Annotated in this window: 16 protein-coding genes; 8 read left to right on the forward strand and 8 right to left on the reverse strand. The window is 44.3% G+C overall.

Going from position 1 to position 19061, the window contains the following annotated elements; genetic code table 11:
• The first annotated feature begins 138 nt into the window (after positions 1 to 138).
• The 4 genes from MHM99_RS01695 to MHM99_RS01710 all read left to right on the forward strand — a co-directional run bounded on the left by MHM99_RS01695 (position 139) and on the right by MHM99_RS01710 (position 2875).
• Positions 139 to 1431, forward strand: a complete 1293-nt coding sequence (locus tag MHM99_RS01695) for an amidohydrolase family protein (RefSeq protein WP_239217901.1) — start codon at positions 139 to 141, stop codon at positions 1429 to 1431.
• 24 nt (positions 1432 to 1455) lie between these two features.
• The gene (locus MHM99_RS01700) at positions 1456 to 2043 is read left to right on the forward strand and encodes a VTT domain-containing protein (RefSeq protein WP_131137210.1); all 588 of its coding nucleotides are present in this window, start codon (positions 1456 to 1458) and stop codon (positions 2041 to 2043) included.
• Between the two features lie 165 nt (positions 2044 to 2208).
• Positions 2209 to 2670: a hypothetical protein gene (locus tag MHM99_RS01705; RefSeq protein WP_014951428.1), complete on the forward strand. Its 462-nt coding sequence runs from the start codon at positions 2209 to 2211 to the stop codon at positions 2668 to 2670.
• Between the two features lie 25 nt (positions 2671 to 2695).
• Positions 2696 to 2875: a hypothetical protein gene (locus tag MHM99_RS01710; protein WP_014951429.1), complete on the forward strand. Its 180-nt coding sequence runs from the start codon at positions 2696 to 2698 to the stop codon at positions 2873 to 2875.
• Between the two features lie 21 nt (positions 2876 to 2896).
• Here MHM99_RS01710 and tusA read toward each other — a convergent pair whose 3' ends face one another.
• From tusA to rph, 3 genes are read right to left on the reverse strand one after another with little or no spacing between them, the layout of a single operon-like run.
• Positions 2897 to 3157 (reverse strand): sulfurtransferase TusA, encoded by a 261-nt coding sequence (tusA, locus tag MHM99_RS01715; RefSeq protein WP_014951430.1) that lies wholly within the window; start codon positions 3155 to 3157, stop codon positions 2897 to 2899.
• Positions 3147 to 3788: an orotate phosphoribosyltransferase gene (pyrE, locus tag MHM99_RS01720; protein WP_039228851.1), complete on the reverse strand. Its 642-nt coding sequence runs from the start codon at positions 3786 to 3788 to the stop codon at positions 3147 to 3149. Before pyrE ends, tusA begins: the two co-directional genes overlap by 11 nt.
• Before the next feature lie 57 nt (positions 3789 to 3845).
• Complete coding sequence (rph, locus tag MHM99_RS01725; protein ID WP_014951432.1) at positions 3846 to 4559, reverse strand: ribonuclease PH; 714 nt, start codon at positions 4557 to 4559, stop codon at positions 3846 to 3848.
• Positions 4560 to 4860: 301 nt separating this feature from the next.
• Here rph and MHM99_RS01730 point away from each other — a divergent pair, with 301 nt between their 5' ends.
• On the forward strand, positions 4861 to 5724 hold the full coding sequence (locus tag MHM99_RS01730) for a YicC/YloC family endoribonuclease (protein WP_075177157.1): 864 nt from the start codon (positions 4861 to 4863) through the stop codon (positions 5722 to 5724).
• A 432-nt stretch (positions 5725 to 6156) separates the two neighbouring features.
• On the opposite strand, the gene MHM99_RS01735 is transcribed toward MHM99_RS01730, so the two are convergent.
• The 5 genes from MHM99_RS01735 to MHM99_RS01755 form a co-directional block, all read right to left on the reverse strand.
• Entirely contained in the window at positions 6157 to 6837 is a 681-nt protein-coding gene (locus MHM99_RS01735; protein ID WP_239217903.1) for a hypothetical protein, read from the reverse strand.
• The gene (locus MHM99_RS01740; protein WP_239217905.1) at positions 6834 to 7757 is read right to left on the reverse strand and encodes a hypothetical protein; all 924 of its coding nucleotides are present in this window, start codon (positions 7755 to 7757) and stop codon (positions 6834 to 6836) included. Before MHM99_RS01740 ends, MHM99_RS01735 begins: the two co-directional genes overlap by 4 nt.
• 438 nt (positions 7758 to 8195) lie before the next feature.
• A complete protein-coding gene (locus MHM99_RS01745) occupies positions 8196 to 9701 on the reverse strand; it encodes a tryptophan halogenase family protein (protein ID WP_239217907.1) in 1506 nt (501 codons plus the stop codon).
• A complete protein-coding gene (locus MHM99_RS01750) occupies positions 9679 to 11352 on the reverse strand; it encodes a tryptophan halogenase family protein (protein ID WP_239217909.1) in 1674 nt (557 codons plus the stop codon). Before MHM99_RS01750 ends, MHM99_RS01745 begins: the two co-directional genes overlap by 23 nt.
• A 143-nt stretch (positions 11353 to 11495) precedes the next feature.
• Complete coding sequence (locus MHM99_RS01755) at positions 11496 to 14426, reverse strand: TonB-dependent receptor (protein WP_239217964.1); 2931 nt, start codon at positions 14424 to 14426, stop codon at positions 11496 to 11498.
• 525 nt (positions 14427 to 14951) lie between these two features.
• Here MHM99_RS01755 and MHM99_RS01760 point away from each other — a divergent pair.
• From MHM99_RS01760 to MHM99_RS01770, 3 genes are read left to right on the forward strand one after another with little or no spacing between them, the layout of a single operon-like run.
• Complete coding sequence (locus MHM99_RS01760) at positions 14952 to 16289, forward strand: GH1 family beta-glucosidase (protein ID WP_239217911.1); 1338 nt, start codon at positions 14952 to 14954, stop codon at positions 16287 to 16289.
• A gap of 17 nt (positions 16290 to 16306) precedes the next feature.
• Positions 16307 to 17914, forward strand: coding sequence for an MFS transporter (locus MHM99_RS01765; RefSeq protein ID WP_239217913.1), 1608 nt, complete (start codon positions 16307 to 16309; stop codon positions 17912 to 17914).
• Between the two features lie 45 nt (positions 17915 to 17959).
• The gene (locus tag MHM99_RS01770) at positions 17960 to 18961 is read left to right on the forward strand and encodes a LacI family DNA-binding transcriptional regulator (protein ID WP_014977832.1); all 1002 of its coding nucleotides are present in this window, start codon (positions 17960 to 17962) and stop codon (positions 18959 to 18961) included.
• Positions 18962 to 19061 lie beyond the last annotated feature (100 nt).

Below are 19061 nucleotides of genomic sequence, written 5' to 3' on the forward strand. Positions count from 1 at the left end.
GCTTCTGTCTCTTCGAACATATCAAAACGTAATTCATCTTCAATAAAGCACCGTTAACAGCGCTTTGTTTTGCGTTATACCTCTGACTGCATTACATTCGATATAGTCTATAAAACAATCAACAAGAAGACCTATATCATGAAAAAGCCTCTGATTACGCTGGCTGTTGCCAGTGCCTTACTCTCATCGCCCTTTTCCACTGTAGCCGACACGCTCATTCATGCAGGAAAAGTGTTTACTGGCACATCAAACTCTCTTCAGGAAAATGTGACTATTGTTGTTGAAGACAACAAGATCAAAGCAGTAAAAAAGGGGTTTGCTGAAGCCCAAGAAGGCGACACTGTCATCGATTTAAGGTCGTCAACCGTTATGCCTGGACTGATGGACATGCACGTTCATTTATCGTCGCAGCACGGTGGTCCACAAACGTATCTGGAGCGCTTTTCACTAAATGAAGCCGACTATGCATTACGGGCAGCGAACTACGCTAAGATTACGTTAGATTCGGGCTTCACCACGGTTCGCAACTTAGGGGATGGCTACAACGAAACCGTTGCGCTAAGGAACGCTATTAGTAAAGGCTATGCTACAGGTCCGCGAATCTATACCGTTGCCAAATCTATTGCCACTACAGGCGGGCACGCCGATCCAAGTAATGGCTTATCTCATTTACTTCGCCCAGACGTAGGCCCTAAGCAAGGTGTGGTTAATGGCGAAGCTGAAGCCCGTGAAGCAGTAAGAACTCGTTACCAAGATGGTGCGGACTTAATCAAGATCACCGCAACCGGCGGCGTATTGAGCGTTGCTAAAAGCGGCCAAAACCCACAATTCATGACCGATGAATTAGAAGCAATTGTTGAAACGGCAAAAGACTACGGTATGACAGTGGCGGTGCACGCGCATGGGAAAGAGGGAATGAAGCGGGCTATTGAAGCCGGTGTAGATTCTATCGAACACGGCACTTATATGGATGACGAAATCCGCAAATTAATGAAGAAGCACGGCACCTACTATGTACCAACAATACTGGCAGGAAAGTTTGTAGCAGACAAAGCCAAAATTGATGGCTTCTTTCCGGAATTGGTGCGCCCGAAAGCTGCAGCCATTGGCCCGCTTATCCAAAATACCTTTGAACAAGCACATAAAGCAGGCGTAAAAATTGCTTTTGGTACAGACAGTGGTGTATCAGCCCACGGCGACAATGCGCAAGAGTTCTCATTAATGGTTGAAGCTGGTATGAAGCCTGCCGACGCGCTGCTAAGTGCCACCGTGAATAGCGCGAATTTACTAGGTATCAGCGATATTCTTGGCACGCTGGAAGAGGGTAAGTTGGCTGATATTGTTGCGGTTCAAGGCAACCCGCTTGACGATATATCGCTTATGGAAAGCGTGTCTTTTGTGATGAAAGACGGAGTCGTTTACAAGCAGTAGAAAAAATAAAGTGGTAGGGATTACATGGAACTAGGTAAAAAGGTTAAGCACAAAACCAAAAAACTTGTCGATTCTAAGCATATGTTAAAGGGCATCACTCTTGCCTCATTTTTAGAATCAACCATTGTTCCCATACCACTAGAAGCCGTAATGGTGCCACTAATGCAAGCAAGACGGGAGTCGCTTTGGAAAATTGCATTAATGGCCACCATAGGCTGTGTGATTGGCGCAGTCTTCGGCTATGCCCTCGGTTACTACCTCTTCGATATGGTTGGTCAGTGGCTTATAGATACTTTTTTTAGCCAAGAGCAATTCGACAATGTAAAACAGCAGATGCAAAACCAAGGTTTTTGGTTCGTAATGACCTTAGGTATTGCCCCTATTCCTTTTCAGGTTGCGATGCTTGCAGCAGGTGCAACCCAATACTCACTTCCGCTTTTTCTTTTAGCTACTGTTATTGCACGTTCAATTCGCTATTTCGGACTCGCAGCCGTGGTTTATTACACAGGAGACAAAGCTGAGCAGCTCATTAAGCGCTACAAAATGAAAGCGGTTATTGCTATCACAGTTGCGGTGCTTCTTTTATGGTGGCTTTCAAATTTAATCAGCTAATAAGCTCGCCTGTACTAGTGACTCAAAGCACTTAATAGGCGAGACAAACGATGCCGTTGGTTCACGACAACGTAAATATCAAATCAACCCAATAGATTTTTTGAACTTTACATTTGATAATGATTCTTATTTGCACTAATGTAATAAAAAACAGGAGGTGCTTATATGAATGTTCAGCGGCTATGCCCAGTTTACAAAAAGTGGCTACAGCTAAACCCTTCAAACGCGCGACAGCATCGCTATGCTATGCAAGCGCAGACGCAGCAAGCCCATCAACAGGGCAGATTGGATTATGCGAGAGAGTTAGGCTATCAAACCTTTGAGGCCGCAAAGGTTATCCTTAATGCGCTTCAGCCTACCTCTTTGCAGAAAGTCAGTGTAGTTCAAGAAGACGTACTCGCTTTTTCCACTATGGGAATGTACTTATCTTCTCTGCTTGCCGAAGAACATAGGAAGCGAGAATCTCACGCTATTTTACAAGAATGTCAGCAACAGCTTATTGCCATATTACCCCTGCATGCCACCAATCCTTCTATATGCAGGCTAATCGCGGCCATTCAGCATACCCTTGAGCAAACCTATGTCCCCCAAGCAAGCAAACGACTCGCTTCTGTGGCCGTGCATTAAATACTTTAGATAAAAGGAGATAGTTATGGCGTCGAAACAAATTTCAAGCGAAGACGGCTTTGTCTCATTAAACGTTAGAGCTTCTGTACTTCAAAAAATGCTTAATGGTGAAGTGCTACACATGACAGATATTCACTGTACCTGTTCGCGAAGCAAGCAGGTTTTGAAGCAACTTTTATTGCAGGCTGCTAGCGGCCGCGAATAGAAACAGTAACAAAAAAGGCGCTCAAGCGCGCCCTTTCTTAATAACGTATTGGTAAGGCATGGTCTCGGTTTGAGACGCAACCAGCGTGTGGTCCATAAAGCGGCAAAAGCTAGGAATATCTCTGGCCGTTGAGGGATCGTCAGCCGTGACCGATAAAGTTTCCCCATCGGCCAGCTTTCGAATATTCAGACGCACCATCATTACTGGCTCTGGGCAACGCAATCCTAGCGCATCTAAATGCTGACTAGCCGCGCTAAATGCGCTGTCAAAATCAGATGCCATAATTTTCACGATAGGTGTTAATGGCGCTGATTTCGCTATCAAACCCGCCTTTCTCGGTCAGATAAGCCACGACATCGGCAAGCGATACAATAGAGATAACCTGAGTGCCAAAGTCGCGCTCGACCTCTTGAATAGCTGACAGTTCGCCATTACCGCGCTCTTGTCTGTCTAGCGCAATCAGCACGCCAGACAAGCTAGCCTGCTGTTGCTCGATTAAGGTCATCGATTCGCGAATAGCCGTACCCGCAGTGATCACGTCATCCACCAGCATAACCTTACCTTCTAGTGGGCTGCCAACTAGATTGCCGCCTTCACCGTGGGTTTTCGCTTCTTTGCGGTTGAAGCAATAAGGGACATCAAGCTTGTGGCTATCGGCCAATGCAACGGCTGTTGTTGTCGCAATAGGAATGCCCTTATAGGCTGGACCAAAAAGTACATCGAACGCAACGCCTGCGTCCATTAACGCATCAGCGTAAAAACGCCCCAACTTAGCCAAATCGCCACCGCGATTAAACAAACCGGCATTGAAAAAGTACGGGCTAACGCGGCCTGACTTTAAAGTGAATTCGCCAAATTTCAGTACGCCACGTTCAATGGCAAACTCAATAAAATCACGCTGAAACGCTTTCATGATGACCTCTTAATTTCTAATTTACGCGTTGGTTCTAACTACGTGTCGATGACTCGCTTACGCTAGCGCCGCTTTTTGAATGTCGAACAATTCACGTAAACCGTGCTTACCAATTTTCAGCATCTCGTCAAGCTCTTCAAACGAGAACGGTTCGCCCTCTGCAGTACCTTGAACTTCAATCAGCTTGCCGGTTTCGGTCATTACGATGTTCATATCTGTCTCTGCCTCAGAGTCTTCTGTGTACTCAAGGTCAGCGATTGGCGTACCTTCGTAAATACCTACTGAAAGGGCGGCAATCATATGTTTAAGCGGGTTAGTTTTGATAATGCCTTTTGCACGCATGTAAGTAAGTGCATCAACAAGAGCTACACACGCACCGGTAATTGACGCTGTACGCGTACCGCCGTCGGCCTGAATAACGTCGCAGTCTAACGTAATGGTGTTTTCGCCCAGAAGTTTTAAATCTACCGCTGCGCGTAGTGAACGCGCAATTAGACGCTGGATCTCTAACGTGCGGCCGCCTTGTTTACCGCGCGCCGCTTCACGGCCGCTTCGCGTATGAGTAGCACGTGGAAGCATGCTGTACTCAGCTGTAATCCAGCCTTTCCCTTGGCCCTTCATAAAGCGTGGCACACCTTCTTCTACCGTCGCATTACACAACACCTTAGTGTTACCAAACTCTACAAGAACAGAGCCTTCTGCGTGACAAGTGTATTGGCGAGTAATTGTAACAGGGCGAATTTGACTGGCGGTTCTGCCGCTTGGACGCATAGTGTTCTCCACAACGTAAGTGCTTAAAAAAGGGTAGCGTTTTACAGGTTTTATTGGCGATATGTGAATAGAAAGCCCAATTCGCGGTCAAAACCTATAAATTCGATGTAGCTACGAAATTGCGCCTAAGTATAACGCAATACCCGCGGCCGTTAAAAACGAACTTTACATGTTTGCTTATTGAATTACGTAAATGTGCGCTAATATACAAAATACAAGAAAACCTGCTGTAGATATTCACGTATACAACACGACATTCGGGTTGTTTTTGCAGGCTTTCAGTTAAATTTAAAGGATATTTATGATTTACAGCATGACAGCGTTTGCACGCGTAGAAACCAAAAAAGAGTGGGGCTCAGCCGTGTGGGAAATACGCTCGGTCAACCAACGCTTTTTAGAAACTTACTTTCGCCTGCCGGAACAGTTTCGCTCATTGGAGCCGGTTTTACGTGAACGATTCCGTAAAAAGCTAGCCCGAGGTAAGGTGGAATGTGCGCTGCGTTTTACCGCCAACGATGCTGCTGTAACCAAGCTAAGCTTAAACGAAGAGTTGGCGAAACAAGTACTTCACGCCGCTGACTGGGTGCAATCCCATGGCCAATCCACGGGGGTTAACCCACTAGACGTTTTGCGCTGGCCTGGCGTAATTGCCGCTGAAGAAGCCGATATGGACGCCATCCACGCTGACGTAATGACCGCGTTCGACCAAGCTCTTAACGATTTTATCAGTGCCCGCGCTACCGAAGGTGAAGCCCTTAAAGGTATGATCACGCAGCGCCTAGATGCCATTGAAGTGGAAGCTGAAAAAGTGGCCGCACGTATGCCTGAAATCATGGTGTGGCAGCGAGAAAAAGTGCAAACCCGCTTTGAAGAGGCAAAGGTTGAACTTGATGCAGGCCGTTTTGAACAAGAAATGATCATGCTGGCGCAAAAAGTAGATGTGGCAGAAGAGTTAGATCGTCTGAATGCTCACGTTAAGGAAACCCGCAATATCCTTAAAAAGGGTGGAGCAGTAGGCCGCCGTCTTGATTTCATGATGCAGGAGTTTAACCGCGAATCGAACACGTTAGGTTCAAAGTCTATCAGCACCGACATCACACAATCGGCGGTTGAACTTAAAGTCCTGATTGAGCAGATGCGCGAGCAAATTCAGAATATCGAGTAGTGTTTCGCTAGCGTTCAAAAATACTCATAAGCTGAGAAAAAGTTAATCTAAAAATTAAACTAACAGGGCTACGACAGACTTTTGAAAACACAATATCTGCTTACTGAGATTAATCATAAAAACGCTTAATTAACTTTACTGGCCAATAGAAGACTCCTTTAACAAAAAAGAGGCGAGACTAGCCCCTAAGACTACTTTTAAAAATGACTTAAGGTTGTACCAATTTTATCTTCGAGGTATTGAAATAAAAGCTAGAAAAACGGAAGAGTATTATCCAATCGATTAAAGGCGTTAGGTGGACTCAAAACGTCTCGATGTTCCGCTAAGATAAGAAAGAGAGAAAGATTATTTTGGCCGCGCCAGAAAAACGAAGCTCAATTTTATTGTTTTGATAAGTTAAATAAATATAGCCGGATAGACATCCGGCTTCACTTAAAATATTTTCGACTTAACTAACTCTGGTAAAAAAGAGTTTTTATGTTCTTGAGAAGAAAAACCTAACAGTTTATAAACATCACCACCAATACCAGGTTTCACTTCATTAGTGAGCGCATCTCGTTCTGCATCGGTAGCGAAATATTCGAAATCAAATTTATTAGAAATTTCTGGAGGAAACTCGCGCGACAATTTCATTTTAGCATCAACATGCATTACTGGCGACACAACAAAAATTCGGTTAGGGTTCATCTTTTGAATCAAATCTGTAAGGTTCGTTTTAACAACGCAAGCGCCAGAAATTACAGATTTCACGATAATCAGGTTTTGACAGTCTGTAGCACCTTTTTCAAAAAACTTACGTACAATAGGCGCCGTGCTCTCTCCACCTTTAACAGGTGTTGTGTGATGATTCCAGAAACAGGCTAACTTAACGTCTGCTACACTCGCTAGAAGGCCATCAATAACTCCTTTAGCCAAAAAATCAGCATCCTCTGCTGTAGATGCTACGCAATATGTCTCTTCGTCTTTTAATCGGTTTGACAACTTTTCCGCCAAATACTGGCCTAACGTCAGCATTTCATGTTGATATTCTGATGGAGTAACAGGCATAACAAGACGAGACAAGCTAGCATTTATATCTGCTCTGTCTTCATACTTTAAAGTTCTGCTTTTCATAAGTCCCCCAAGACACCCAACGACCACAACTCTTCAAATGAACTAGGATTATTTTGTATAACCTTTTGTGCAAACTCTTCCAACTTTGAGTCATTATCGAGGTGTAAAGTTCCGTTAATCGTGTTGCCACTATCAGAACTGTACGCATAGTTCAATACTTTATCAAGTATTCTATACGAAAACCCCACAATATTGTTCAATATTACTGCGGCGCGCGATTCTAACACGAAAGGAGGGGCAAATGAACGTAAATATTCAGGCTTAACTTCAATTACTTTTTGAACGAAATCTTTTACTGAACAGCCCTCATTCTTGTGATCTTCCCATATGCCTTTAATTATTGAGTGCATGTGGCAAAGCTTATCTATTTCGTTAATGCAGCAAATTTGTGATAAAGCATCTTTAATAGCGTGGTTATCAATTAATGCTTTGTTTGACGAAATATAGTCTTCAAAATGTTCACAAGAAGTATGGTGTGCAATTTCATCGGGAATTGTAGAAGACAATCGAGCATGTAAATCATGATCACTTACCGTCAAGATTGTTTCAGAATCTTCCACCCCTTCTTCTTTATCCATTCGGTGACAATACTGAAAATCTAAGGCAATAGGGTTTCTCCCCCCTTTCCAACTAATGTTCGGAGAGTTTTTAAGTTGAAAGCTTTGTTTACGTGATAAATCATTGTCTTTGACTACAAAATCATCAACAAAGCTAGGTGCTTGAGAAAAAAGTTCGATGTCTCGATTTTGGTTTAGTTGCAACTCTTTGATACATTGAGAAAGCTTAAAGACAGCAAAATTTGATTCGTAGCGACTACCATTTTCATTACTCTTTCCTCCTGTTAGTTTATTTCTTAAATAAGTCGCCGCAGTATCTCCAAGTTCTACTCTAACTCTATTTATTTCATCCGTTACCGACATTACCTTGATTCTTCCCTGCTATTAATTTTGACAAGGTTAATATATTGATTAAAAGACATAATTCAACATCTTCGTCTGCGCTTTATTAACAAGAAGAAATAGTAGGTTGTTTTCAGCTTCATTCAGCGCTGCTCCCCTTATTAAGTAATTCAAAGCTAATAGCCTTCGTCGACGGAGCTATTAGCAAGTATCAGCGATAACATATTACATAAAGTATTTATATACTCTTGTCGATGCCTATGACTTAAAAGAAACTTTTATAACAATAGTCTAAGTAGTCGCCGATATTTCGCTTGCTACCTGACTTGCTCATTCTCAGTTAACGTAACAAAGAAATTTATCGTGAATTAAGAACAGTTCTTCGGGTTGCTACATTCGTAAGACCTAAAGCGTAAAGAAGGGATAGCTTTTTTGGGCCGTAGAAACGCTTCTAATAACTCATCTCAGATACTGTGTTAAGAAGACCTCGTGAGAGGGGAGTTTAGCCACGTGATGATCCACTTGCTGCTTTAATCCTGCCATAAACTGCCTAAGAGACTGTTCACTCATCTCATCGGCAACACGATGATACTGGCTAGGTGTCATGCCTTGGCCCATTAATACTTGGGTCCAGGAATCAACACGGAAAATATCTCCGTCATCTAAAAATACACGGCCAGATTCAGCAAACAAATCCAATTTATGTTTAAGAGAAGACGGAATGTCCATGCGTTGACACTGCTGCCAAAAGGGGCTGTCCTCGCGCTGTGTCACCTTGTAATGCATAACAATAAAATCGAGTATGGCCGACATTTCGCTATCAAACTTATTATTGTATTCGTCGATTGCGCTTTGGGTTATGCCATCGAAAGGGAATAGGCGCATTAAGCGTATAAGGCCAGTCATGATTAGATGGATACTGGTCGACTCTAAAGGCTCAATAAAGCCACTGGATAGCCCTAGCGCCACGCAGTTTTTATTCCAACCACGCCTGCGTTTTCCAGGAGTAAAACGAATCACTCTCGGCTCATTAATGGGCGCGCCTGTCACCTGCGATTTAAGTGTATTGATGGCGTCTTCATCGCTCATAAATCGGCTACAAAATACCAATCCATTACCCATTCGTTCTTGAAGAGGTATTTGCCAGCGCCAACCGGCCTGATGTGCCACACTTTTGGTGTATGGCACGGGTGGGGCAGTAAGCTCAGTTTGCATGGCCACCGCACTATCGCAAAAAAGATAGTGTCGCCAATCGTCGTAACCGGTGTGAAGGGCTTGTTCAATAAGCAGTCCTTTAAAGCCTGTACAGTCTATGAAAAAGTCGCCATCTATGACTTCATCGCTTGCTAATCGAAGGGACTGGATGTTGCCTGATTGCGGGCATACTACGACCTTTTCTATATCTCCTTCCTTGTGAGTTACCCCAGCATCACACGCTAGAGACTTTAAAAATCGACCGTAGGCAACAGCATCAAAATGATAGGCAAAGTTAAGCGGCATGGCTTCTGATGTGGCGAACTTGCTCTGTTTAGCGGCAATAAGTTCCGGGCAATAATCACCAAATTCACCACCAAATCCGTATTCTTTAGCCCTCAGCCAAAAATGGTGAAACTCGCCAGCCCAACACTCTCTTCCGGTTATACCAAAAGAATGAATATAGCTGTGACCTTGTTCACGCCAATTTTCAAACTCAATACCCAGTTTGAACGTGGCTTGTGTGGCACGCATAAATGCTTTTTCGTCGATGCCAAGCAACTTGTGAAATGTTCTAATAGGCGGAATAGTCGCCTCGCCCACACCTACAATACCAATATCTTTCGACTCGACTAACGTAACGTTTATTGACTTACCCAAAAGCCGTGACAGCGCTGTGGCCGCCATCCATCCCGCAGTACCGCCACCCGCAATGACTACGTTCTTAACGGGCGTTTGATTTTTACTGCTATCTAAACCCGATACGGTCATAAGAGGTGTCCTTTTTATCTGAAGTATTTTTTATGTCATTACAACTCGAAGCTGAAGCGTGTTCGTTCTTTTCACGTTGAGCATGCGAGGGCACGTGTTGTTTTTCATTGTTGTAGCGCTTTGCAATATCATTGAGCAAACCTCTGTTAGACGGCAATCCCTGCAGATAAGCGTTTTTAGTTTGTTGTAAGGTTTCGCGAATGCGAACTGCTTTACGCTTATGCTTTTCATTTAGCCGTAAAGGCGATGTAGAAGAAGAAAAGCCCATTCCATATAGTACATACTGATAGCTAGCAGAGGGGAAAATCTCTTCGTTCTCGATAAGATCTAAGCGTGAAGGGCTTTGATACTTCCACAGTTCAAGCAATTCAGCGAGAGAATCGGGTATGGACGTCTTCTCTCTTTGCGCTAACCAATACGGCTCTTCTCTATCGCTTAAAGCATAATGTAGTTTTAGAAAGTCGATAACGCGCTGCCAGCGATATGCAAAGCGCGAGTTGTAGCGCTTACTGACTATTTCCATGTGTGCTTTGTTTTGCGGAAAAGCCTCACAGAGCATACGTAAGCCAAGTTCGACCATGGCAATGGCTGATGCTTCAAGCGGTTCAACAAACCCCGAAGACATACCTAAGCTCAAACAGTTTTTTACCCAAAACTGTGATCTATAGCCAGGCTCAAAGGAGAGTGTACGAAAAGAAAGCTCTGCATCTTGTGCACTAGGGTAACGTTTACGAACGTAGTCAATCAGCACCTGCTTTGCTTGCTCTTCGTTTGTGAATTGAGAAGAGTAAACTAGGCCTACACCTCGGCGGTGCTGCAACGCAATATCCCACGTCCACCCACAGGTTTGTGCAGTGGCCACTGTGGTACTTTTTATTTCAGCATCTTCGTTTGAATAAGGCACTTGAAGCGCAACGGCGCGATCGTTGAGCATTGTGCGCTTAACCGGTACCCAGGGAATATTAAAGTGTTCCTTGATAAGCAAGCCGCTGCTGCCAGAGCAGTCGATAAATAGATCGCCAACTATTTTTTTCCCGTCCTTTGTTGATACGCTTTCAATATCCCCGTTTTGATGAGAGTGAACACTGTCAACATGACCAACGACATGAGCGACATTTAACTTGTCTATGCAATGATTTTTTAACAGCTCAGCAAGCTTTGTGGCGTCGAAATGGTAACCGTAATTGAGCACATGGGCGTAGTCCGGCGTAGCAATTTGCTTGGGCGCCTTGCCTGCGGCACACATGGCGGCTTGTAACGAAAACGCATCTTCGTATGACGTATTGGGAGCGAGTTCTTGCCAGCAAGTATGAATATCAAGTTCGTTGTACCCTGTTGGAACGGTAAATGGATGATGATAGCAGTGCCCGCCTTTACGCCAATTAACAAAGCTGGAGCCTTGCTTGAAAGCACCATGACACACCGTTAAGAATTCCGTTTCACTAATACCAATATCAAGAAGGGTATCGCGCAGTGACGGCCAAGAGCCTTCGCCCACACCTAAAGAAGGGATGTTGGGTGACTCTATCAAGGTAACGGTGTGATTCGCGCTTAGTTTTGCGGCAATTATCCCTGCTGCAAGCCACCCAGCCGTACCACCACCGACAATGACGACCCTGTGCATACTGCTATGACTTTCGTTATCACTCATACGTTAAGAACCACGATATGCCCCACTGCACTTCTACAAACATGTTCAGTCGTTTTTCTGGTTACTATTCAAACAGCACTATGACAAAAAAACCCGCTAAAGCGCAACCCTAAGCACTTTAGCGGGTAAACACACCCCAATCGTTAAAACTTGTAGCGAACTCCCAGTGCATAGCGAGCGCCAAGCTCATCTAATTTCCACAACATAGCACTTGTTCTGCCGTGTCTACGGATATTTTCATCTGTGATGTTTATCCCTTCAAATGACACCGTAAGATCTTCAGTGATGTCGTAAGAAACATTGAAGTCTATTTGTGAATAGTCTTCGGTATAGCCCGGCTCATTAATGTACTGAGAGGTTGTATCAAGGAACTTATCACGCCAGTTGTAGGCAATACGCGCTTGCAAAGCATCTTTCTCATACATCAAGATGAGGTTTGCTGTGTCACTTAGTCCCACAAGGGCAAACTGAGTTATCGATGGATTTGCGTCATTATCAAAACCGATATCACCTTGCACTGTGGTGTAGTTAGCCAGTACCCCGAAGCCGCTATCACCAAAGAAGTGCTGCGCAGCAAGTTCGAAACCGTAAATATTCGCCGCTTTATTGTTAACAGGTTTAGAGTTAATGAAGGTAATCAACGGATCTTCGCTATTGGGCAGCACATCGAATTGCTGCTCAAACTGTTCGTCAGTCAATGAGTCATACTCGATACCGTTTTCCATCGCAGCAACCATGTTAAACAATGACGTGTCATTAATTGGAATACCACGCGCCTCTAATTCAGCGCGAGCCGCCTCTGCACGCGGTCCATTGGTAACGTCTCTCAACCCAAAGATATTTTCTTCAACTTGTTCATTACCGATAAAGTTCTTAACACGCTTATCGTAAAAGCCAACCGACACATAGCTTGTCTCATCGAAATAATATTCGAATGAAAGATCAAGGTTGTCTGATTCTAATGGTATCAGCGATGGGTTACCTGAACTCGCGGTGGCGGTAATGCTGTCAGTAAGAATTGTCGGCCCGCTTTGAGGCGATACTGTCGCAGCGGCGCTCAAGTTGTTGTACGTGGGTCGCGCTATTGTCTTACTGTAAGAGAATCGCGCAATCATGTTTTCAACAACTTCGATATCGAAATCTAATGCAGGAAGTACATGGTCGTAACTTGATTCAACTTCAACATCTTCCATGTCGCTTCCAAAGCGGACGTTGAAGTCATTATTACCTTCCCACGCAATGCCGCTAGGTAAACTTATATTTGCAATTGAAGTTACATCGGTATTTTCGTAGCGTACACCTGCCAACAGGTTGTACTCCATGCCGTTTAACTCGCCAGATAAATCCAATTCGAAATAAACCGCAGTTATGTCTTCTTCAATAGTACGGTTAGTTGCAAACGGGTTGTTGGCAAGAAAATCAAAACCGTATTCTTGAGCAGCAAATGCACCAATTTGCGCAACGCTACCGGTAAAGCCCTGAGAGAACATCCCCTCAGTATTGAAATCGCTAAACTCACTCGCCAAATCCAGCGGTGTTAAAGAACCAGCAGGAAGCTCACCCGGGTTCTCAATTCCCCAGTTGCCCATGGTGTGGCGGGTTAGAGATTGGAGCGATGTGCTCTCCATTGAGCGTGACTCAATACCAAAGTTAATGCTTCCGGTATCCATAACGTAAGAGCCATCAAGACGAGCTTGAGTAATTTCGGTGTCTTGCGACGAGAAATTCATGTCCAATATCGATGTACCTACGTCATCTTGGTCAAGCACGCCATTACCGTTAAGATTATCACGAGCTTCATCGTCAAAATCGACGAACATAATAGGGAAGTCGCCTCTGAAATCGACACCTTGCCCTTTAACTACGTTTGCGCCTAAACCAAGATTTGTCCACGTTCCATAGGGCGCATCTGGGCGTCCTTCTGCCGTCGAATTATGAAGGTCGAAGACTAGAGTTAGCTCGTCATTTACGAAGTACTCAAGGTTTAAGCCGATCGACTTGTTTTCGTTGACTTGGTTTAGTTCTTGAAGCGCCAAGCCTAGATCACGAGGTAGCAAATCTCGGCGTTCTTGAGTTATCAATACTGGCGTTTTTACCGTTTCATCATCAAAGGTTAGTTCGGTGAAGTACCTATCATCCATCCATATCGATTGCTCGGCTCGAGCTTCATATAAGTCTTGCTTTGAATAGGTGTAATCAAGCGTGGCCGTCATTTTTTCTGAAGGAGCAAACTGGAACGTTAGCTGTGCATTCGTTCTTTCACGCTCTCGGTCTGCCATGTAATAACGTAAATCTGAGGGAATGGCGAAAAGCTGTCCCATGGCTGGTGCGTTGTTCAGCACAATTGGGTCACCGCTATCTGGGTTCGCTGGATCAGGTGATTGGGGCACCGTGCCATCAAATGGGTTTACGCGCCACTCGTTCACAAACGCACCTTGTGCAGCACTGTCGCGCTGTTGGAATGAACCGGTAAACGTAACGCCAAAGGTATTGTCATCATTGAGGTAATTGACAAAGCCTGATACTTCAGGCGTAACATCATCACCTACACGGTTAGTCGTATCATGTAGTGCTTTTGCGCCTACACTTGCGGTAATACCATTGTCAGATGCTTGAAAGGGACGTGCTGTTCGTATATTTACCGTAGCCCCAATCCCCCCAGTTGCAATACTCGCTCTACCTGTTTTGTACACTTCAACCGCTCTAACACTTTCAGAAGCAAGGTCAGAAAAATCGAAGGCGCGAGAATTTGCTGCTCCGCCACCACCAGGTAATGCAGAACCAGGCATCGTACGTCCATTCAACGTTACCATATTAAAGTCAGGTCCAAAACCACGCGCTGTGACTTGGCTTCCTTCACCATTATTCCGACTAATTGAAATACCAGTGATACGCTGTAGTGACTCTGCTAAGTTGGTATCAGGAAATTTACCAATATCTTCTGCTGAGATGGCATCAACAACACCAGCAGAGTCACGCTTGATACCCATCGACTCTTGAACACTACTTCGTATACCTGATACCTGAATAACTTCTATGTCTTTTTCTGTTTCTTGCGCCGTCGCAGATGACATCACACCGCTACTCAAAGCGGTCCCGAGTATCAATGACAAACTTGCTGCGATCTTGCTTTTATTTGGTGTTGTTTGTGTCACGGTCTATCTCTCTTTAATAGTGGCTTTTATGTGAGTTGTGAACCTTATGCGCTACCAGAAAGGGCTTTCCCAAAGAGAAGCTAGAACACCCAGACGTAAGAAAGCGCTTTCCGAACATTAATTCAACAAAAGTTTAAGATCAACACATTTTTTACAATTAATTCACAGGCAACAACTGTATCGAGAACACCAAACTTCTCACAGGAAAATTAAAAACAACTTAATTCAATACTTTACAAGAAAACCAAAGCTCCATTAGATTCCGGTAATAGTCATTTAAATATTATCATTCACTTAATTCCATTAACGTAAAAATGACATAAATATGAGAAAGCGCTTTCTAATTGTTTTTTATTTGTGCTATAAACCGCTTTGTTATTTCAGATTCATTGTACTGCCAGCATCCGTTTAGAATTTGTGCAGTAAGAAAAAGGTTATCGACATATGAAAAACATTTCGCTTCCCGCAGGCAGTCCCTTACTCAAAAATTCGTTTCTTTATGGAACTGCCACGTCAAGTTTTCAGATAGAAGGGGATGTCGATAACCGTCTCGAATGTATTTGGGATAGATTTTGTGAACGGCCTTCAGCCATCGCTGATCACTCCAATGGCGATGTCGCCTGTGATCATATTGCTCGCTGGAGAGAAGATTTCGACATTTTGTTAGACTTAAATGTAGACGCTTACCGTTTCTCTATTTCTTGGCCGCGCGTTATCACTCAAGAAGGTGAGCTAAACCCAAAAGGCGTTGCCTTTTATAAAACGCTAGTTGATGCGTTAAATGAAAAAGGCATTAAGCCATTTGTTACCCTTTATCACTGGGATCTCCCGCAGCACTTAGAAGATAAGGGTGGGTGGCTTTACCGACAAACTGCTTTTGCATTTGAAGACTATGTTGACAAAATAACGCAGGCGTTAGGCGAGTCCGTTTTTTCCTATGCAACGTTCAATGAACCTTTTTGCAGTGCTTATTTAGGGTATGAAATAGGCGTACACGCCCCGGGCAGAACGGGTAGAAAATACGGAAGAACTGCGGCTCATCACATTTTGCTAGCACACGGCCTTGGGATGAAAGTGCTTAGAAAAAATGTCCCAAATAGCGAAGCCGGTATAGTATTGAATTTTACGCCATGCTACCCCGCCACACAAAAGACAGAAGACCTATTAGCCACCCGCAAAGCAGATGACTATATCAACCAATGGTATATGCAGCCTGTAATGGAGGGAAGCTACCCCGAAGTGTTATTTGATATAGACGAAGCGGATAGACCACCAGTTGAAGCTGGTGATATGGAGACAATCTGTCAGCCCATCGATTTCTTAGGGGTAAATTTCTACACGCGATTACAGTATTCTGCGCCCAAAGAGAAAGGCGCATTGTATTTCGAGCATCCTCATCAAGGTCCATTGACCGATATTGGTTGGGAAATCTATCCAAAAGCGCTTTATGATTTACTTACTTCATTAAACGAACGGTACACGCTCCCTCCCATTTTTATAACTGAAAATGGTGCTGCAATGGCAGACGAACTCAAAGATGGTCTTGTTAATGATGTTGATCGGGTTGATTACTACAATGCCCATTTAAACATGGTACACAACGCAGTAATTGATGGAGTTGAAGTGAGTGGTTACTTCGCATGGAGCCTTCTTGATAACTTCGAGTGGGCGGAAGGTTATGAAAAGCGATTTGGGCTAGTTTATGTGGATTTTGAAACGCAAAAGCGTACGCTTAAACTTAGCGCCAATGCTTATAAAGCGCTCATAGCAAGTCGAACATAACAACAGTGGAAATAGCAATGAACCATAAGCTGACATTAAAAGAAAAAGTGGGTTATGGCATGGGCGACGCTGCGGCCAATTTAGTTTGGCGGGGCGCACTTGCATATTTGGCGGTATTTTATACCGATACGTTCGGTATTACAGCCGCTGCAGCTGCGATGCTATTTCTTGTCGTTCGTCTTTCTGACGGTGTGACCGATATTATCATGGGAATGATTGCTGACAGAACCCAGACTAAGATGGGAAAGTTTCGCCCTTGGATATTAGGCTCCACTCCTTTTCTTGGCCTTTTCATGGTCCTTTGCTTTACCACACCTGATCTCTCGTATTCAGGCAAACTCATTTACGCTTACCTGACCTACATCGGACTAACCTTAGCGTATACGGTTAATAATGTACCGTACTCAGCGCTAATGGGCGTGATGACCAGTGATGATAGAGAGCGTACAAGTTTGTCTGGCTTTCGCTTTGCTGGGGCATTCTTTGGTGGACTGCTTGTTATGGGATGTTTGCCTATGCTGGTGGACTTGCTAGGCCAAGGGAACACTGCTGTAGGGTATCAATATACCATGTGGTTGTTTGCCACGTTGCTTGTCATATTAATGTGTGTAACAGTTTTTACCACGAAAGAGCGCGTTACGTCGCAGCAGGTTTCAAAGCCTCAAGACACTAAACTAACCTCTCCAAAAGCAGAGGCAGGTACCCAAGTAGCGCCCGCTTCGCGTTCACTAACATCTGAACTCATCGACTTGGGAAAGCAACTACCGTTAATTCTAGTTCCTCTTTCAGCGATAACCGCCTTCTTTTACTATCGAGACGTTTTAACTGGGGCAATCTTCATTACTGTTATAGCGCTTACTACTATTGCAATTAAACGGTTAACTCGCCGACCGGAAGCCGAGAACACCCGTTCTCAGCAGGATATTATCGACCTGCTTTCCAATAAACCCTGGCTAATTCTGTTAGGAATGGGTTTTCTAACCATGATGTTTAATGGCATCAAATATGGCGTTATTGCCTACTATTTCAAATATTACATGGGCAATGAGCTACTCACAGGCTACTTTTTCATTTCGCTGCTGGTGGTGTCGATTTTCGGCGCATTAGCAACGTCCAAATTAGCCGCTATGTTTGGTCGCAAGAAGCTCTTTATTATCGCGCTGTTAGCAAGTAGCGTATTGACCTCTGGCATTTATTTTGTTCCTCAGAAAAGCGTGAGCGCGATATTCTTTCTAGGTTGCAGTGCAGAGTTTTTTGCAGCCATATTGCCTACCTTATTTTTCTCTATGCTAGGAGACTCGGCAGACTACAGCGAATATAAGACAGGTCGAAGAGCCACCGGACTCGTCTACTCTGCAGGCTCTTTTGTTCAAAAAACAGGGGGAGGCTTCGCAGGGGCGCTCGTCTTGTTGGTATTAGGAAGCTATGGCTATAACGGTCTTGATATCAATACAATTAATCAAACGCTTCCAGGTATGAAGTCTTTAATGAGTTGGATACCGGCGCTATTTGGCTTTGCTGGCGCGGCGTTAATCTGTCTGTACCCATTAAATGACGAAAAACAAAAAGAAGTTACACAAGCTTTACTCTCTCGACGTAGCGAACAACCGCCGATATCGGCATAATACAGTCAGTTAGAGTGATTGTTTTAGAGAACGAGGTCTTATCACGTGCCCACCATTTATCAAGTTGCCGAGCGTGCAGGTGTTTCTTTATCTACGGTATCCCGCGTATTAAATGGTAAGGCTTCGGTAAACAAAGTACTGAAAGAACGCGTAGAGAAAGCGGTTAAAGAGCTAAATTACCGTCCAAACTCTGTCGCTCGTTCATTGGCAAATAACCGCACTGACAGCGTCGGGGTACTTGTACCTGAACTCAACGCCCCGTTTTTTGGCGATCTGATGCAAGCTGTAGAGTCAACGCTGCGCGCCGCAGATAAACATGTCATTATTTCGGTAGGACGGAATTGCCTAGAAACAGAGAAAGATGCGGTAGAGTTTCTTATTAGCCGTAACTGCGATGCACTCATTATGCATGCAGAAGCATTATCCGATGAGTATTTATTGGAGTTAAACCAGTCGAAACTTCCCGTTGCTTTGGTTAACAGACAGGTGGAGGGGCTACCTGAGGCATGCACTAGCCTCGATAATGAAAAGGGCGGATATCTGGCTACCCGCCACTTACTCGAGCTAGGCCATAAAGACATTGCATATATTTCTGGACCGACTGACAAGTGTGACGCGAGCTTGCGCTTGGAAGGACATAAACGCGCCTTGTCGGAAGCAGGGTTGCCCATAAACCCACAGTTGATATTTAACGGCGACTATTCTGAAGAAGACGGGAAGATTGGCTTGTTAGAGCTCATGGCGCGCGATGTGCCTTTCACGGCTTTAGTGTGCGCCAACGATTGGATGGCATCGGGTGCGATAAGCTGCGCGAGAGATTTAGGCATGAGCCTTCCCCACGACTTGTCTGTGGTTGGTTTCGATGACGTGGTATTTGCCCACCATGTTTTTCCTCGTCTTACCACGGTCAGTAACCCAATTGCGGAAATGGCTGAAATGTCAGCCAAGTACATTCTTAATAAAGTATATGGTCAGGCTAATAACGTTCAGCTGTATTTCGAACCTTCCTTGGTTGTTCGGGAATCTACGGTAAAACATGAAGGATGAAGCCAAGCTGGTAAGTCGAAAACCGACCTTCATCTAAACTCTTAATTAAAACTTTCAATTAAGTGCCTTTCGCTCCCAATAGCGCACTTTGCTATCCACC

The organism is Alteromonas sp. MmMcT2-2 (genome assembly GCF_022348305.1).
Classification (GTDB): domain Bacteria; phylum Pseudomonadota; class Gammaproteobacteria; order Enterobacterales; family Alteromonadaceae; genus Alteromonas; species Alteromonas macleodii.

What these genes read in the sequence shown, in the direction of transcription:
- pyrE (WP_039228851.1), bottom strand. Translation starts at nt 3,788, where the DNA reads ATGAAAGCGTTTCAGCGTGATTTTATTGAGTTTGCCATTGAACGTGGC.
- MHM99_RS01735 (WP_239217903.1), bottom strand. Translation starts at nt 6,837, where the DNA reads ATGAAAAGCAGAACTTTAAAGTATGAAGACAGAGCAGATATAAATGCT.
- MHM99_RS01755 (WP_239217964.1), bottom strand. Translation starts at nt 14,426, where the DNA reads ATGTCATCTGCGACGGCGCAAGAAACAGAAAAAGACATAGAAGTTATT.
- MHM99_RS01765 (WP_239217913.1), top strand. Translation starts at nt 16,307, where the DNA reads ATGAACCATAAGCTGACATTAAAAGAAAAAGTGGGTTATGGCATGGGC.
- MHM99_RS01730 (WP_075177157.1), top strand. Translation starts at nt 4,861, where the DNA reads ATGATTTACAGCATGACAGCGTTTGCACGCGTAGAAACCAAAAAAGAG.
- rph (WP_014951432.1), bottom strand. Translation starts at nt 4,559, where the DNA reads ATGCGTCCAAGCGGCAGAACCGCCAGTCAAATTCGCCCTGTTACAATT.
- MHM99_RS01740 (WP_239217905.1), bottom strand. Translation starts at nt 7,757, where the DNA reads ATGTCGGTAACGGATGAAATAAATAGAGTTAGAGTAGAACTTGGAGAT.
- tusA (WP_014951430.1), bottom strand. Translation starts at nt 3,157, where the DNA reads ATGGCATCTGATTTTGACAGCGCATTTAGCGCGGCTAGTCAGCATTTA.
- MHM99_RS01695 (WP_239217901.1), top strand. Translation starts at nt 139, where the DNA reads ATGAAAAAGCCTCTGATTACGCTGGCTGTTGCCAGTGCCTTACTCTCA.
- MHM99_RS01750 (WP_239217909.1), bottom strand. Translation starts at nt 11,352, where the DNA reads ATGAGTGATAACGAAAGTCATAGCAGTATGCACAGGGTCGTCATTGTC.
- MHM99_RS01705 (WP_014951428.1), top strand. Translation starts at nt 2,209, where the DNA reads ATGAATGTTCAGCGGCTATGCCCAGTTTACAAAAAGTGGCTACAGCTA.
- MHM99_RS01760 (WP_239217911.1), top strand. Translation starts at nt 14,952, where the DNA reads ATGAAAAACATTTCGCTTCCCGCAGGCAGTCCCTTACTCAAAAATTCG.
- MHM99_RS01710 (WP_014951429.1), top strand. Translation starts at nt 2,696, where the DNA reads ATGGCGTCGAAACAAATTTCAAGCGAAGACGGCTTTGTCTCATTAAAC.
- MHM99_RS01745 (WP_239217907.1), bottom strand. Translation starts at nt 9,701, where the DNA reads ATGACCGTATCGGGTTTAGATAGCAGTAAAAATCAAACGCCCGTTAAG.
- MHM99_RS01700 (WP_131137210.1), top strand. Translation starts at nt 1,456, where the DNA reads ATGGAACTAGGTAAAAAGGTTAAGCACAAAACCAAAAAACTTGTCGAT.